Here is a 16049-nt window from a genome sequence, read left to right on the forward strand (position 1 = left end):
TCTGGGCCTGGCGATGCTCGAGTCGATGGTTCTCGTCGGGAGCAGTCTGGGCGCGGCGACGATGCCGCGACGCGGCTGCCGCCCTCTTCGAGGTGGCGGGCGTGGCGGGCGGGCCAGGGCGTAGACGCGCTCGAGCTCGTCCCCAGTCCTCGATCGCGAGCACGCTGGCGTGGACGTCACGGCCAAAGATGTCGGAGATCAAGAAGACGTCGGCCTCGGTGCGCGCGCGGGTCTCGTCGCTCTGCAGCGTCCGGCTGCTGCGCTCGAAGCCGTGGTGGCGCATGGCGCTGACGCCCCGGACCGAGGCCGCGCTGAGGATCACCACCGCCACGAAGATCAGCCCCGGCCGGGCGAGGAGCACCCGCGTGGCCTGGCTGATGCCGCCGGGCGGCAGGCGCTTGGCCTTCTTGACGCCGAGGCGTGCGAGCAGCGCCGGGAACACGGTGACCATTGCCAGCAGGCACAAGCTGACGCCAAGAAGGCGATCACCCCGAACTCGCTGAAGGCCGGGAAGGTCGAGTTGGCCATGACCACGAAGGCGCTCGCGGTGGTCCCCGAGGCGATCAGCAGCGGCGCGATCAGGCCCTTGAAGGCCAGGCGGATGCTGTCGTGGCTGTCGTGGAACTCGCGCTCGCGCCGGGTCCTGGCGAGGATGTGGATTCCGGCGTCGATGCCGATGCCCATGACCACCGACGAGATCATGCTGGTGATCGCGTTGAGGTGACCGAGGGCCAGGTAGGTCGCGCCCAGCGACCAGGCGACCCCGCACATCAGGGGGATCAGCAAGGTCGCGACGGCCGGATGCTGCGAAAGAGCACCACGAGCACGACGATCACCCCGCCCAGCGCGAACAGCCCCGTGCGCACATGTCGCGCTGGATCACCGTGCGCTCGGCCGCCTTGTTGATGTAAGGGCCGACGAGTTGAAGCGCATCCCCGTGCCGGTCCACGGGCCGTCGCGGGCGAACACCGCCTCGACGCGCTCGAACATCCGCTCGCTGACCGCGGCCGCGAACTCGAGGTCCGCCGAGCTCCCGGTGGGCCGCAGGAAGACCACCAGGGCCTCGATGCCCTCGCGCTCGTAGTAGTCCGTGAAGCCCGTGCGCTCGCCGAGCTCCTCGTTGACCGAGGCTGCTTGTCGTCGATGAAGGTCTGCAGGGCCTGGGCGCGTCGGGGTCCGGATCGTCCACGCACACGTCCGGGGCCGCCGAACAAAATTCGTAGTGCTCCCAGGCGCGCACGCGATCGGAGAGCTCGGCCATCTCGGACGCGTCGAGGTAGTAGAGCGCGTGCTCGACGAAGAAGTCGCTCTCGAGCCGGTGGTCGACCTCGCGGAGCATCGAGTCGCCAGAGAGGCTGTCGTGGAGGGCGTCGGCGAAGCGTGGCGGCCGTCCACGGTGCCGCCTTCGACGACCACGTTGATCGAACCGACCGCGCCAAAATTGCGCTCGACATGGTCGATGGCCTGGACCACCGGATGCTTCTTGGGCAAGAGCGCCCGCAGGTCACTGTCGATCACCAGCTGCGACGCCAGGAACACTGATGCGAGGGTCATCAGCAGGCCTACGGCGAGGACTGCGACGCGGTGGCGGATGATCTGCTCGATCCACCATCGCGTAATCCGGTCGCCAGACGGCGGGCATGCGATGGCTCGGCCAAGGGCCGAAATGATGGTGGCCGAGGCCGCGCGAGTCCAGCCGCCAAGAGGACGCGCAAAAAACGCCCAGCGCGGTACGGATCCGCAGAGATTCAGCACCGACGCAGGCGTCGAGCGTGGCCCGTCGGAGCACGGACCGGTCGCGGCTCAGACCCTCACGGTAGACCGATGTTGGGATAGGCCGGGCGGGCCGGCCGCTCAGCCGAGCGGTCGCTCGCCGCCGGTGGGTCTCGCCCGTGGCGACGCGTTCGGCTCGCTCAGCCGACGGCCGAGTAGATCGCGTGACGCCCGACGCCGATGCGCTCGAGACGCCCCTCTTTGCAGAGCAGCCCGAGGTGGTGGCGCAGCACCTTGCGATCCAGGCGGGTGTATTCGGCGATGTCGTCGAGGGTCACGTCGCCGTTGCCCTCGACGAAGGGCACCACCATGCGGGCGACCTCGTCGTTGTCGAGGCCACCGTCGGCGGGCTTCTTCTCCTCGAGGACGAGGGCCTCGACGTTGCCGACCTCGTCTTCGTCGGGCCCGAGCAGCGCCTCCTTCATGATCCGACGCTTGCGCTTGCGGGGCGTGTCCGCCTTGGCGTCGGCTTCGGGCTCCGCCTTGCCGAAGGCGTCGCGCAGGTCTCCAAGGGTGATCCGAGAGAACTGCGACCACAGATCGCGGGACTCGAGGAAGCTGACGAGCTCGGCGAGCTTGACCTCGCCGGGTTGCTCAAGCCCTTGAGTGTCTCGAGGGCGCTCAGGCGAGCGAGCTCGCCGGGCGCAAGATGTCGTTGCGATCTCCAGGCATGGGGGCCACGGGCCGGGGGCGATTGTGCCACGGCCCGGAGCCGACCACGAGACGGGCCGGATACGCGCATGCAGCGCAGGCGCGAAGCCCGTGTTTTGGGGCCGCGTGAGGAGATCTCCCATGTGACAATCGAACCTTGAAGTCACCCCGAGCCGGTTCTCCGCTGGGAGGAATTGGGGATGAAGGCGGCGCGAAGTTGCCCCTGATCCACAGGCAGCAAGACCGGGGCCAAGCCGAGAAGTGGCCGAAGCTCGGGGGTCTGACCCCCCTTCATCAAGGCGGTCTTTGCAGCCCTGGGGCAGGTGTGATCCCGGCCTCAATCAGTCCAGCCCGTGGGCTTGGCCCTGTGGATAATTCTCGTTCGCGGGAACCGCGGAGAACTTGCGAACACACCATATCTTGTGGTTGGGTAGGCCATCCACCCCAAGATGATGGGGTGCCCGGCTCGCCGGCGGTCCAACCCAGAACCGCGCTAATCAGCGAGCCGAAGCGATCCATCCGGGTAACCGGCAACGCGCAGTCACCGCAACACGCGCATCCTCGAGAGCTCCCCGGGGGATCCAGATCCCTCCTCACAAGCACCACGTCGGTCCGTCCTTCGGTCCGCGCCCGTGGTCTTCTACGCTCCGCCGCCCTGGCGGCCAGCCCCGTCGCCGTCTCCGCCGACCCGCCCCTGTCGGCATCACCCCTGTCGGTCTCACCACCCTGCTTCTCCTTCGCTTCGCTTCACCTCGTCTCCCGACAGTCGGCCGACACGACTTCGCCCCCCTCGCCCGGTCTGGTCACCGGCGCCGAGCCCCGACGCAGCTTTCGTCCCCCTCTCGCCCTCCCAGGCGCTTCGCCCCAGCGCCGCCCCTCTCGCACCCACGCACACGAACGCTCCGATGAAGATCTCCCGCTTGTTCACCCGCCAGACCGAGCGCCCCTACGAAGGCGTCGATTTCGAAGCTCGCAGCTCTCGCATCACCAACCCCGACGGCTCGCTCGTCTTCGAGGCCAAGGACATCGAGGTCCCCAAGGGTTGGTCGCAGGTCGCTGTCGACATCCTCGCCCAGAAGTACTTCCGCCGCGCCGGCGTGCCGACCGTGTTGCGCAAGGTCCCCGAGGAGGGCGTGCCCGAGTGGCTGTGGCGCAGCGAGCCCGACGAGGCCGCCCTCGCCAAGCTCCCCGCCAAGGCGCGGGCCACCGGTGAGCGCGACAGCCGTCAGGTCTTCAACCGCCTGGCCGGCTGCTGGACCTACTGGGGCTTCAAGCACGGCTACTTCGAGGACGAGCCCCAGGCTCGGGCCTTCTACGACGAGATGGTGACCATGCTCGCCAGCCAGCGGGCCGCGCCCAACAGCCCGCAGTGGTTCAACACCGGGCTGCACTGGGCCTACGGCATCGCCGGCCCGGCCCAGGGGCACTACTACTGCGACGCCGAGACCGGGAGCTGCGCAAGTCCGAGAGCGCCTACGAGCACCCCCAGCCCCACGCCTGCTTCATCCAGGGCGTCGCCGACGACCTCGTGGGTGAGAACGGGATCATGGACCTGTGGATCCGCGAGGCCCGGCTGTTCAAGTACGGCTCGGGCACCGGCTCGAACTTCTCGCAGATCCGCGGCGAGGGTGAGCCGCTCTCGGGCGGCGGGCGCTCGAGCGGGCTGATGAGCTTCCTGCGCATCGGCGATCGGGCGGCCGGGGCGATCAAGAGCGGCGGGACCACCCGGCGCGCGGCCAAGATGGTCGTCGTCGACGTCGACCACCCGGACATCGAGGACTACATCGACTGGAAGGTGATCGAGGAGCAGAAGGTCGCCGCCCTGGTCACGGGCTCGCGGATCTGCAACGAGCACCTCAACCAGATCATCCGCGCCTGCCACGTCACCGACGCCGAGCTCGAGGGATCAGCGCTTCGACCCGCGCAAGAACGGCCCCCTGCGCAAGGCGATCAAGAAGGCCCGCAAGTCCCAGGTGCCCGAGAACTACGTCCAGCGCGCCGTCGCCCTCGCGCGCCAGGGCGCCCGCGAGCTCGAGTTCGCCGAGTACTCGACCAACTGGGACTCCGACGCCTACGGCACCGTCTCGGGTCAGAACTCCAACAACTCCGTGCGCCTGCCCGACACCTTCTTGAAGGCCGTCGAGTCCGACGACAACTGGGACCTGCGCCGGCGCACCGACGGCAAGGTCGCCCGCACCCTGCGTGCGCGCGAGCTGTGGGACAAGATCGCGTTCTCGGCGTGGAGCTGCGCCGACCCGGGCCTGCAGTTCGACACCACGATCAACGACTGGCACACCTGCCCGCAGAGCGGGCGGATCAACGCCAGCAACCCGTGCTCCGAGTACATGTTCTTGGACGACACGGCCTGCAACCTGGCCTCGCTCAACCTCATGAAGTTCGTGGTCGAGCCCAGCGGCGAGCTCGACGTCGAGGCCGTGCGCCACGCCTGCCGGCTGTGGACCATCGTGCTCGAGGTCTCGGTGCTCATGGCCCAGTTCCCGAGCGCCCGGATCGCCGAGCTCAGCTACCACTTCCGCACCCTCGGCCTGGGCTACGCCAACTTGGGGTCCTACTTCATGGTCCGCGGCGTGCCCTACGACTCGTCCGAGGCCACGGCGATCTGCGGCGGGATCACGGCGCTGATGACCGGTGCCTGCTACGCCGCCTCGGCCGAGCTCGCCGCCGAGCACGGGGCCTTCGCCGGCTACGCCAAGAACCGCGAGAGCATGCTCCGGGTGATCCGCAACCACCGTCGCGCGGCCTACGACGCCGCGACCGGTGAGTACGAGCAGCTCGCGACCTTCCCCACCGGCATCGACCCGCGCCGCTGCCCGAGCTACCTGCTCGACGCGGCCCGCGGCGCCTGGGACGAGGCCCTCGAGCGCGGCGAGCAGCACGGCTACCGCAACGCCCAGGTCACCGTGATCGCCCCGACCGGGACCATCGGCCTGGTCATGGACTGCGACACCACGGGCATCGAACCCGACTTCGCCCTGGTCAAGTTCAAGAAGCTCGCCGGCGGCGGCTACTTCAAGATCATCAACCAGTCGGTGCCCACCGCCCTGCGCCGCCTGGGCTACAGCGGCAGCCAGATCGAGGACATCGTCCGCTACTGCAAGGGCGCGGGCACCCTGGCCGGCTCGCCGGCGATCACCCACGCCGACCTCGAGGCCAAGGGCTTCACCAAGGAGGTCATCGACCGCGTCGAGTCCGAGCTCGCGCAGGCCTTCGAGCTGTCCTTCGCCTTCAACCGCTACAGCCTCGGCGACGCGTTTTGCCGCGAGGTCCTCGGCCTGTCCGAGGCCCAGCTCGCCGACCCCACCTTCGACCTGCTGCGCGGGATCGGGTTCTCGGCCGAGGACATCCAAAAGGCCAACGACTGGGTGTGCGGGACCATGACCGTCGAGGGCGCGCCGCACCTGCGTGACGAGCACCTCCCGGTGTTCGACTGCGCCAACCGCTGCGGTCGCTACGGCACCCGCTTCATCCGGCCCATGGCCCACGTGCACATGATGGCCGCGGCTCAGCCCTTCTTGTCCGGGGCGATCTCCAAGACCATCAACATGCCCAACGAGGCCAGCGTCGAAGAGGTCAAGCAGGTCTACGAGGCCTCGTGGCGCCTGGCCGTCAAGGCCATCGCCCTCTACCGCGACGGCAGCAAGCTCAGCCAGCCGCTCTCGGCCGCCCTCGCCGAGGACATCCTCGACGACCTCGACGATCTCGACGACGCCGAGGGCCCGCGCCCGGCCACGGCGCAGCCCCAGGTGATCGAGAAGGTCACCGAGCGCGTCGTCCACCGCTACATCGCCAAGCGCCGGCGGATGCCCGATCGCCGCGCCGGCTACACCCAAAAAGCGGTGATCGGCGGCCACAAGGTCTATGTCCACACCGGCGAGTACAGCGACGGCTCCATCGGTGAGGTGTTCATCGACATGCACAAGGAGGGCGCCGCCTTCCGCTCGCTGATGAACTGCTTCGCGATCGCGATCAGCCTCGGCCTCCAGTACGGCGTGCCCCTCGAGGAGTACGTCGAGGCCTTCGTGTTCACGCGCTTCGAGCCCAACGGGATGGTCACCGGCCACCCCAACATCAAGATGTCCACCTCGCTGATCGACTACATCTTCCGCGAGCTGGCGATCTCCTACCTCGGGCGCACCGACCTCGCCCACGTGCTCCCCGACGACCTGGCCCCCGACGCCACCGGCGATGACGAGCCCGAGTACCGCGAGGAAGAGGTCGTGTCCGAGCGCGTCGTCACCCCCGGCCCGCTCAAGCTGACCGCCGACCTGCCGCGCTCGCGTCACCTCTTCGTCAGCGAGGGCAAGATCGAGGTCGAGGATCGCACCTCGGTCGCCGGCGCGGCGCCGAGCTCGGCCGGCTTCACCCCTCCGGTGGCCGCGGCCAACAAGCCCGGAAACGGCCGCCAGAGCGAGCTGGCTGCCTCGGCGGCGCTGGGCGAGCAGGTTCGCCGGGCGAAGATGCAGGGCTACGAGGGGGACGCTTGTGACGCCTGCGGGAGCTTCACGCTGGTGCGCAACGGGTCTTGCCTCAAGTGTGTGACCTGCGGCGGCACTTCCGGCTGTAGCTAGTTTGGCCCCCCGCGGTGGTCCTGCTGTTAGCCGCAGTAGGGCCGCTGCGCGGCCCTCGAGCCCTTGGGGGCTCGGGCGGTAGGCATGTAGTTGGCGGGCGCACGTAGTGACCCCCCAGAGGGGGGTCTTTGTCTGTTCCTCGCTTGGTCTTTGGTGCTCGGGGCTTGGTCTTTGGTCTTTGCTCCTTGGGGCTTGGTCCGGGTTCTTTGGGGAGCTTGGGCTTGGGGCTTCGCCCGGTCCTCGGGCCTGGTTCTTCGAGGCGGGGTGATCGGCGCTGCCGTGATTGGCTTCGGGGCCCGGGCTCGGCTGGGTGAGGGCGGTGTGCGGGGTCTTTGCTGGTGACCATTGGTGACGAGCGGTGACTTCGTTGCGGGGGGCGCGAAAATGCTCGGTGGAGTAGGAAATTCACCGAGCTGTAGGACCCGACCTCGGGTTCGGGTGTGACCCCCTGCGGTGGCCCTGCGGTCCCTGACGGTTCGCCCCCTCGGGCGTCATCTTGAACCCGAGATGAACGCTCCGCTCTCGCTCCTCCCCGCCCCCTTCTCCGCCAACCTCTCCTCCTCGGCCGTCGACGTGCTGGTGGACGCGCTGGGCGACGCCTACGGCCTCAACCGACGCGAGCGCTCCGTGGCCCACCTGCTCATGCTCGGCAGCGTGCGGGGGATCGCCTCGCAGCTGGGGTTGGTCGTGGGGCTGATCGACGCCCAGGCCCGGGAGGTCTACGCCAAGACCGGGGCGGCGAACCGCAGGGAGCTGGTGCGTCGGGCGGTGCGGATGGCCGCGGCGCGAGACCTGGCCGACGCGCCCGTGGCTGGCCCGCGGCTGCGCACCATCGCGCCGGCGGCCAACGGCGGGCCGACGCCCTTCGCGGCCTGAACACCTCCCGAGCGTGGCTCAGTCGATCAGGCCATGTTTGCGCAGCAAGGAGCGCAGGTGCTTGCGGTCGAGCTGGGCGTCGCGGGCGGTGGCCGAGATGTTGCCGTCGTTGCGGGCGAAGAGCTCGCCGAGGTAGCGGCGCTCGAAGGCGTCGAGCAGGTGCTGCTTGGCGTCGGCGTAAGGCAGCTGGGTGTCGACGCGCAGGCCGTCGCCGCTGGCGAGCTGGCCGTGGTCCCCGGGCATGTGCAGGCGCAGCTGGGCGAAGCTGCGGGCGCCGGGTGAGAGCGCGAGGGCGCGGTCGAGGACGTTGCGAAGCTCGCGGACGTTGCCCGGCCAGGCGTGGGCGACGAGGCGCTCGAGGTTGGGGCCCGCGATCTCGCCGGGATCGTCGAAGCCGCGGCGGGCGAGGAGCTCGCGGACGGTGATGCCCAGGTCTTCACGCCGCGCTCGCAGCGGTGGCAGGGCCACGCGCAAGACCGAGAGCCGATAGTAGAGGTCGGGGCGAAACTCGCCGCGGGCCACGGCCGGGCCGAGGTCGCCCTGGCAGGCCGCGACCACGCGCACGTCGACCTCGCGCTCTTCGTCGCCGCCGACCGGGCGCACGCGCCGAGACTCGAGGGCGCGCAGCAGCCGGGGCTGGAGGGTCAGGGGCAGGGAGTCGACCTCGTCGAGGAACAAGGTCCCGCCGTGGGCCCGGGCGAAGGCGCCCTCGCGGGCCTGCATGGCCCCGGTGAAGGCCCCGCGGACGTGGCCAAAGAGCTCGCTCTCGACCAGGCCCTCGGGCAGGGAGCCGCAGTCGAGGGCGACCATGGGGCCGCGCCGGCGCGCGCCGAGCTCGTGGATCCCCCGGGCGCACAGCTCCTTGCCCGTACCCGTCTCACCCTCGAGCAAGACCGTGATCTCGCTGTCGGCCGCGCGCTCGAGCACGGCGAAGAGCTCGCGCATCGCGAGGCTCTGGCCCACGAGCTCGCCGAGGCGGTTGCGGGCGCTGGGCGGGAGCGCGAGATCGTGGGGGGCGAGCTGCAGGCGCAGGTAGCTGTTGCCCAGGCGCAGCGTGGCCCCGGGCGCGACGATGGCCTCGGTGATCGCGGCGCCTTGAAAGTGCGTGCCGTTTCTCGAGCCGAGGTCGCGGACCAAGTAGCTGCCGGGGGCCTCGCCCATGGCGATCTCGAGGTGGCGGCGCGAGACCCGGGGATCGCTCGAGACCAGATCACAGCTCGGATCGCTGCCCACGACCACGACCGCAGGCGGGGCGGGCAAGGGCGTCGCGCGGCCCATGTCCGGCCCGTCGATGACGACCACCTGGACCCGCGCCGCGCGGGCGCCGGGGTGCTCGGGGTGCTCGGGGGCGACGGTGGCGAAGGTCGCAATGGTGGCGGGGGGGACGATGACCCGATGGTATCAGCCTGCTACACCTGGTAGTCCGTGATTGGAACCAGCCTCGGCCCCTATCGCATCCTTCGTCGCCTGGGCGCTGGCGGCATGGCGGAGGTCTACCTGGCCCAGCGCTTTGGCGCCGCGGGCTGGGACAAGCAGGTCGCGCTCAAGGTCCTGCGCCCCGAGCATCGCGGGCGGCCGGAGCTCGAGCGGCTGCTGATCTCGGAGGCGCGCCTGGGCGCGCGGCTGAGCCACCCCAACCTGGTCGAGGTCCACGACTTTGGCCTGCACGAGCAGACCTACTACCTGTGCATGGACCACGTCGACGGCGCGGATCTGGCCACGCTGCTCGCTCGCGCGGAGGGGGCCGAGGACGAGGGCAGGGATGAGCGCGAGGATGAGCGCGAGGATGAGCGCGAGCGAGAGGACAGCGGGGAGCGGGGAGCCGAGCGGCCCGCGGGCGAGGGCGGCGGGGCGCTGCCCCGGGCCCTCGCCCTGCTGATCGCCGAGCAGCTCGCCTTGGCCCTGGCCTTCGTCCACGACCTGCGCGACGACGCCGGCCGGCCCCTGGGGCTGGTCCACCGCGACCTCAGCCCCCACAACGTGCTGCTCTCGCGGGCCGGGGCCGTCAAGCTCGGCGACTTCGGCATCGCCAAGGCCACCGCCGAGGACGACCGCACCTGGGGTCGGCTGCGCAAGGGCAAGTACGCCTACATGGCGCCGGAGCAGATCACCGGGGCGACGGCGAGCGCGGCCTTGGACCTCTTCGCCCTCGGGGTCACGGCCCACGAGCTGCTCCTGGGTCGGCGGCCCTTCGACGGCGCGGGGCCGCTCGAGACCATGGAGGCGATCCGTCGCGCCGAGCTGGGCCGCGACTTTGGCGGTCGTGGCTTCGCGGCCCTCGACGCCGAGCTCGTCGCGCTGCTGCGGGCGATGCTCTCGCGCGCACCAGCGCAGCGGCCCAGCGCGGCGGCGGCGGCCCGGGGCTTCCAGCGCGCGCGCCTCGAGCTCGCGCCCGCCGGCAGCTTGGAGCTCGCCGCCTGGGTCGGCGAGCTCCTGGGCGAAGACGACGATGGGGACGCGAACGAAGCCGGCGCGGCCAAGGATGCGCGCGCGCGAACGGCTAGTTTTCAGACCCTCGCCCTGGACGACTAGAGCGGGGATCACCACGGGCACTAGGAGCCCGTGGTGAAACCCAACACGACACCTCGCTTGGTCTTTTCGCCGAGGGCTTTGTCGCCAAAACTTGCAGTACGCCCGGTACAGCGGCGTTTTGGCTTCGCGCCCTCGACGAAAATCCCGGCGCGAGGAGCCGCGCTGGGTTCCACCACGGGCTCCTAGGCCAGCAGCTCGCCGAGCTCCGAGATGTCCAGGCGACCGTTGCGATCGGTGTCGAAGCTGCGCAGCAGCGTGGCCGCGTAGAGGTCGAGCTCGGCCCGGGTCGGCTCACGGCTCTCGCGGCGCAGGAGATCGCGGACGAAGGCGAGCAGCTCGTCGCCCGCCAGGGCGCCGTCGTGGTCGCGGTCGTAGTGGGCGCAAAGGGCCTCGATCTCCGCGGTGGTCAGGGCGTCGCGGCCGTTGAAGCGGGTCAGAAAATTATCCTCGACAGCGAGCAGCTCGGCGAGCTCGCCGAGGCCCAGGCGGTTGTCGCCGTCGGCGTCGAAGATGTCTTCGAAGCCGGAGATCAGGTCGTCGATCTCGAGCGAGGTGCCCTCGCGCCCGCCGGCCTCGAGCAGGTCGCGGGCGAGGGCCTCGAGCTCCTCGCGCGAGTCGAGGTAGCCCGACTCGTCGCGGTCGTAGTGCGACCAGATCTTCATGAAGCTGACCGAGTCGATGGCCAGGGCGTCGCGGAATTTCAGCAGGGGGTTTTGGCGCTCGGTCATGGCGCGCTCAAAATAACCCGAGCTGGGTGGCTTCGGAGTGCGCCGCGACGGTCGCCCCGATCGCCTCGAGCCAGCGCTGACCCTGGGCGGCCCACTCCGGATCCCCCCGCAGCAGCACCTTGGGCCGGCCGCAGGCCTGCCAGTAGCGGGTCAGGGCCTTGCGATCCACCCGCCCGGGGCAGGCGACGTCGACAAGCTCGACGCCGGGGCGACCGCTCGCCCATCGCAGCGCCTCCTGGCGCACGGGCTCGGGCGCGCCAACGAGCACGACCGTGGAGAAGCGGCGCTTGTCGAGGGAGCTGGCCCGGATGGCGTCGTGCGGCCACAGCAAGAGCGCGGCGTTGGGCTCGTGGTGCTCGAGGAAGGGGGTGAAGCGCGGGTGCGAGTCGAGCGGGAGCTTGCCGCCGACGGCGTCGGCGAGCTGGCGGGCCGCGACGGCGCTGGGCACCAAGATCAGCACCGAGCCGCCGAGCTGGGCCAGGGTCTCGAGGCCGCGCACGCCGATCTGTCGCGGGCCCGCGTCCAGGGCCCACTCGGGCTGGGCGCGGAGCAGCAGCCAGTCGACCTCCACCGGAGTCGCGCGCGCGCCCAGGGCCCAGGTGTAGAGCACGTGGGGGGAGCCGTCGCCGCCGGGGGTGCGCGGGCGCATGCTCAGGGAGGAGCCGCCCAGGGGCAGGCCCGAGGCGATGGCCGAGAGCACCATGCGGCCGACGCCGAACTCCCGGCCCCACTCGACGACCACGGCCTTGGCCAAAGAGGTGCGCTGACCTGGGGAGAGGTTGGCCAGGGCCAGGGCCAGGACCTGCTGACGCTGGGCGATCCACGGCCCGGGGACCAGGCGCGGCGGCGCGCCGATGTGGGTCAAGAAGGCGGTGCGCTTGCCGTCGCATAGATCCACGGCCAGGCGCTCGCGGGTGAGCATGCCTTGGATCTGTTGAACTTCGTCTTGGAGTGCCTGGCTCACTCAGCGCTCCTCCCCCTCCGGCGCCCCGGACCAGCGCGAGCCCTCGGTCCAGCGCGGGCCCTCGGACCAGCGCGGCCCGCCGCCCGCCTGTCGACGGCTGCGGTGCCGGGCCCGGGCGGCGCGAAAGAAGTCCTTGAGCAAGGCGGCGCACTCGTCCGCGAGCACGCCCCCGACGACCTCGAGGCGGTGGTTCAAGCGCGGGTCCTCGCACAGCTGGTAGAGGCTGCGCACGGCTCCGGCCTTGGGGTCGTGGGCGCCGTAGACCAGCCGCGAGACCCGGGTGTTGACCAGGCTGCCGGCGCACATCGGGCACGGCTCGAGGGTCACGTAGAGGCAGGCCCCGTCGAGGCGCCAGCGCTGGGCCTGGCGGCAGGCCTCGCGCAGGGCGAGGACCTCGGCGTGGCCCGTCGGGTCGTGGTCGCGCTCGCGGTTGTTGAAGCCCATGCCCAAGATCCGCCCGTCGCGGACGACCAGGGCGCCCACCGGTACGTCACCGCGCTCGCCGGCCTGGGCCGCGAGCTCGATGGCGAGGCGCATGTAGCGAAGATCCGCCTCGCGCAGGGAGCCACCGTCCTCCACGCGCCTCAGGATCGCCCCAAGCCGCCAAAAAAGCCAGAGCCCCGCCCCTTTCGCGTTTTCGCTTGGGGGGCGGGGCTCTTCGCACCCAGAAGGATTCGAACCTCCGACTTTCGGTTCCGTAGACCGACGCTCTATCCAGCTGAGCTATGGGTGCAGGAGATTTGTCGTGTTGCGGGCTGCGGGATTTAGCAGGGGCAGGCTTGGGACGCAAGGGTTCGCGGCGGCTCGCCAGCGAGGGGTCTCACGTCCAGCCGCTGGCGGCCCCATGTTCAGCCGCTCGCCAGCTCTTGCGGGAACCACACGAGCATGGCCAGCGCGAGGGCGTTGTGGCCGGCGTGAACGGCGACTGCCACCCAAAAGCGGCCCGTGTACAGGTAGGCGAAGGCGAACACGAGGCCCAGCCAGGTGTAGATCGCCAGGCCGATCGGGTTCCAGTGGGACACGGCGAAGGCCACGGCGGGGAGGACCCACGCGAGCTGCGCGCCCGCGCTGTGCCGCAGCCGGCGGAAGAACATGTGACGAAACAGCAGCTCCTCGGTCAGCGGGGCCAAGATCACGGCCACGCTGGCCAGGAAGGCCAGCTCGAACACGTCGCCGCGCTCGACCAGGGCCACGATCACCTCCTGCTCGGCCACCTTGGCCCCGAAGATCGCCTCTTGCAGCCAGCCGAGGGTCGCGCTGCCGACCAGCGCCGCGAGCACGAAGAGGGGGACCAGGAGCGCGCTCGCCAGGCCACCTTTGCGATCTTCACGCGGGACCAGGGGGTCTGCCGTGTGATCTTCCCCCTGCTTGGCGCGCAGGCGCTCCAGGGCGTAGTAGCTACCGGCCGCGCTGGCCATGAGGATCGGCCCGGCCAAGATCCCCGACCAGGGCGCGACCTTCACGTCTGGAAGCACGCCGATGAGGATCAGCAGCGTGATCACCATCAGGCCGCCAAAGAAGGCCAGGGCGAGGAAGAGGGCCTCGGTCACGGCGGCGCTGACCTTGGCCAGCGCCGAGGACTCGGGCGGATTTTGCGCGGGTTGGCTCACTCTCGGAGACCAGTGTGCCGGCCTTGCAAGCGGCGAGCAATGCCGCTAGCTTCTGCGCCCCCTGGGGCCATGACCGAGTGGCTGAAGGTGCAGGATTGCTAATCCTGTGTAGGGGTAACCCTACCGAGGGTTCGAATCCCTCTGGCTCCGTGTCCGCGCCGCCTCCTCCGAGTCGGCGCGGATTTTTTATTTGGGTCTGCGGGCTCCTCCCCCACGTCGAGGGCGGGATGATGACGGTGCTGCGCGTCGAGTGAGTCAGGGCTTGGGGCCGTGCCAGCCGATCACCACGGTCACCGCGGGATTGTCCCGGGTCGTGGCGATCGTCGCGTTGGCGGCCACGGCTCCTGCGCTGGGATCGTCCCCGGGATCATCGCCTGGAGCCGGGCGGGTCGCGGCGAGGGAGATCATCTCACCCTGGTCGCCGCCGAAGTCCTTGCGCTCGACCGCCAGACCGGCGGCCTCGAACTCGGCCTGGATCTGCGCGGCCACGGCCTTGGGATCCCCGGCCACGGCCTCGTAGTTGAGGGTGAAGGCCTCGCGCCCATCGTCCAGGGTCCTGCGGTCGGAGAGGGTCACCTTCTGGGCCGCGGGCAAGGCGATGGGGAAGTCTTCGAGGCCGGCGTCGCCCATCTTGCTCGGCGCCTCGAGGGCGGCCTCGAGCGCAGGCGGTGGCGCTTTGGAGCCGGGTGTCTTGGCCTGGGCCGCGTCGGCCGCGGGCGCCTCGGCCGTGGGCGCAGGCGCCTCGCGCTCGCCCACGCCTCGCTCTCGTGCCTGGTCCTTGCAGGCCAGGAGCAAGGTGAAGGGCAGCAGCACAAACAAAGCGGGCGCACGCATGGTGGCAGTGGATAACATGCCACCCGCGGCGCCCGCGAGCGTCGGGGATCGTCGACGGCTACTCGGCTGCGTCCTCGGCGGGCTCTTCGGCGGGTTCTTCGGCGGGTTCTTCGGCAGTCTTTTCGTCAGCGGCCTCGGGCTTGTCCGCCTTCTCGGCGACGGCCTCCGCAGCCTCCTCGGCGGCGGCTTCCTCGGCGGCCGCGACCACCTCGCCCATGCCGGGGAGCTCGGGCTCGGCGATGTACTCGTCCGCGGGCAGCTCACCGGTGAGCGAGCCGAGGAAGGCGAGCATCTGGCCCATCTGCTCGTCGCTGAGCTCGTCGTATTTGGTCTGGTGCTCGACCATCTTGTTGACCATGGTCGGCAGGTCGACGATCGAGCCGTCGTGGAGGTAGGGGCCGGTCTTCTCGACGTTGCGCAGGCTCGGCACCTTGAACACGAAGTGGTCGCGCTCGTCGGCGGTGATCGCAAAGCGACCCTCGTCCTCGAGGCCGGCCCAGTCCTTCTCCACGCCGAGCTTCTGGTAGCTCTGGCCGCCGAAGCCGACGCCGTTGTGGCAGTCGGTGCAGCTGGCGTCGAGGAAGATCTTGAGGCCCGCGAGGGCGTCGGAGGTGAGCGCGGTGTCGTCTCCGCCGAGCCAGGCGTCGATCGGCGCCGGGGTGACCAGGCGACGCTCGAAGGCGCCGATGGCGTGGGCCATGTTCTTGAAAGTCACCGGGTCGTCCTCGCCCGGGAAGGCCTTGGCGAAGGCCTCGACGTAGCCGGGGATGCCGTCGAGCACCGTCTTGACCGAGGTCTCGTCGGGCATGGCCATCTCGACCGGGTTGAGCACCGGGCCACCGGCCTGCTCCTCGACGGTGGCGGCGCGGCCGTCCCAGAACTGCGCGAAGTGTCCGGCGGCGTTGTAGACCGTGGGCGAGTTGCGGTCACCCAGGGCACCCTCGTGACCGGGGGAGGTCGGGTTGTTGTCCACGCCCCAGACGTCGAGCATGTGGCAGCTGTTGCAGGAGATGTCGCCGGCCTTGGACAGGCGCGGCTCGAAGTAGAGCATGCGCCCGAGGGCGATCTTCTCCTCGGTGAGCTCGTTCTCGGGGCTGACGAACTCCTTGGGCAGCGGCGCGAAGTGCTTGAGGGCCTGCTCGCGCAGAGCCTTGGGGTCCACGCTGTCCTCGTCGACCTCGGGAGGCGTGAGAGGCACGCGGCCCATGTGTGATTCGAAACCCGCGGGGCCGTGCCCAGCTCCGTGGCCTTCCTCGGCGGAGTCACAGGCGAAGCTGAAGCTGCTGGCGAGCAGGACGCAGGCGAGGGGGACGAGACGACGCGTGGGGCCGGCGCTGGTCATGGCGGCATGGTATCCGCACCTCCCGCTGAGGCAAATGCCCCCGCCAAGCGCCGAGATCGCGGCGCGAGTGGCCTGCGCGGACAAACCTTGCTGCGCGGCCGCGCGCTTGTCACGATTTGGGGGTGACCTCGCCCAGGACTCGCCCCCGCC

General features: G+C 70.3%; 12 protein-coding genes, 2 tRNA genes and 1 pseudogene. 4 read left to right on the plus strand and 11 right to left on the minus strand.

Going from position 1 to position 16049, the window contains the following annotated elements; genetic code table 11:
- Positions 1 to 336: 336 nt before the first annotated feature.
- The 3 genes from G6O69_RS37500 to G6O69_RS37510 all read right to left on the minus strand — a co-directional run bounded on the left by G6O69_RS37500 (position 337) and on the right by G6O69_RS37510 (position 2567).
- Positions 337 to 786, minus strand: coding sequence for an MMPL family transporter (locus tag G6O69_RS37500; protein ID WP_176397335.1), 450 nt, complete (start codon positions 784 to 786; stop codon positions 337 to 339).
- Between the two features lie 93 nt (positions 787 to 879).
- A complete protein-coding gene (locus tag G6O69_RS37505; RefSeq protein ID WP_176397336.1) occupies positions 880 to 1554 on the minus strand; it encodes a hypothetical protein in 675 nt (224 codons plus the stop codon).
- Positions 1555 to 1913: 359 nt separating this feature from the next.
- Positions 1914 to 2567: a hypothetical protein gene (locus G6O69_RS37510; RefSeq protein ID WP_176397337.1), complete on the minus strand. Its 654-nt coding sequence runs from the start codon at positions 2565 to 2567 to the stop codon at positions 1914 to 1916.
- A 762-nt stretch (positions 2568 to 3329) separates the two neighbouring features.
- Between G6O69_RS37510 and G6O69_RS37515 the strand changes: the two are divergent.
- A pseudogene (locus G6O69_RS37515) lies at positions 3330 to 7013 on the plus strand (vitamin B12-dependent ribonucleotide reductase).
- A gap of 507 nt (positions 7014 to 7520) precedes the next feature.
- Positions 7521 to 7889: a hypothetical protein gene (locus tag G6O69_RS37520; protein WP_172303319.1), complete on the plus strand. Its 369-nt coding sequence runs from the start codon at positions 7521 to 7523 to the stop codon at positions 7887 to 7889.
- Positions 7890 to 7907: 18 nt separating this feature from the next.
- Here the strand turns inward: G6O69_RS37520 and G6O69_RS37525 are convergent, their stop codons facing one another.
- The gene (locus G6O69_RS37525) at positions 7908 to 9191 is read right to left on the minus strand and encodes a sigma 54-interacting transcriptional regulator (RefSeq protein ID WP_346017025.1); all 1284 of its coding nucleotides are present in this window, start codon (positions 9189 to 9191) and stop codon (positions 7908 to 7910) included.
- A 123-nt stretch (positions 9192 to 9314) separates the two neighbouring features.
- On the opposite strand from G6O69_RS37525, the gene G6O69_RS37530 reads away from it, so the two are divergent.
- The gene (locus G6O69_RS37530; protein WP_172303320.1) at positions 9315 to 10421 is read left to right on the plus strand and encodes a serine/threonine-protein kinase; all 1107 of its coding nucleotides are present in this window, start codon (positions 9315 to 9317) and stop codon (positions 10419 to 10421) included.
- 182 nt (positions 10422 to 10603) lie between these two features.
- On the opposite strand, the gene G6O69_RS37535 is transcribed toward G6O69_RS37530, so the two are convergent.
- The 5 genes from G6O69_RS37535 to G6O69_RS37555 all read right to left on the minus strand — a co-directional run bounded on the left by G6O69_RS37535 (position 10604) and on the right by G6O69_RS37555 (position 13723).
- Positions 10604 to 11149, minus strand: coding sequence for an EF-hand domain-containing protein (locus G6O69_RS37535; protein WP_172303321.1), 546 nt, complete (start codon positions 11147 to 11149; stop codon positions 10604 to 10606).
- A 7-nt stretch (positions 11150 to 11156) separates the two neighbouring features.
- Positions 11157 to 12113 (minus strand): hypothetical protein, encoded by a 957-nt coding sequence (locus G6O69_RS37540; protein ID WP_172303322.1) that lies wholly within the window; start codon positions 12111 to 12113, stop codon positions 11157 to 11159.
- On the minus strand, positions 12114 to 12692 hold the full coding sequence (tadA, locus tag G6O69_RS37545; protein ID WP_346017026.1) for a tRNA adenosine(34) deaminase TadA: 579 nt from the start codon (positions 12690 to 12692) through the stop codon (positions 12114 to 12116).
- Positions 12693 to 12772: 80 nt separating this feature from the next.
- A tRNA-Arg gene (locus G6O69_RS37550) sits at positions 12773 to 12846 on the minus strand.
- A 115-nt stretch (positions 12847 to 12961) separates the two neighbouring features.
- Positions 12962 to 13723: a CPBP family intramembrane glutamic endopeptidase gene (locus G6O69_RS37555; protein WP_172303323.1), complete on the minus strand. Its 762-nt coding sequence runs from the start codon at positions 13721 to 13723 to the stop codon at positions 12962 to 12964.
- A gap of 63 nt (positions 13724 to 13786) precedes the next feature.
- Between G6O69_RS37555 and G6O69_RS37560 the strand changes: the two genes are divergently transcribed.
- Positions 13787 to 13873, plus strand: a tRNA-Ser gene (locus G6O69_RS37560).
- A 105-nt stretch (positions 13874 to 13978) separates the two neighbouring features.
- On the opposite strand, the gene G6O69_RS37565 is transcribed toward G6O69_RS37560, so the two are convergent.
- Positions 13979 to 14557: a hypothetical protein gene (locus G6O69_RS37565; protein WP_172303324.1), complete on the minus strand. Its 579-nt coding sequence runs from the start codon at positions 14555 to 14557 to the stop codon at positions 13979 to 13981.
- Positions 14558 to 14615: 58 nt separating this feature from the next.
- Entirely contained in the window at positions 14616 to 15899 is a 1284-nt protein-coding gene (locus G6O69_RS37570) for a cytochrome c peroxidase (protein WP_172303325.1), read from the minus strand.
- Positions 15900 to 16049: the final 150 nt, after the last annotated feature.

The organism is Pseudenhygromyxa sp. WMMC2535 (assembly GCF_011083025.2).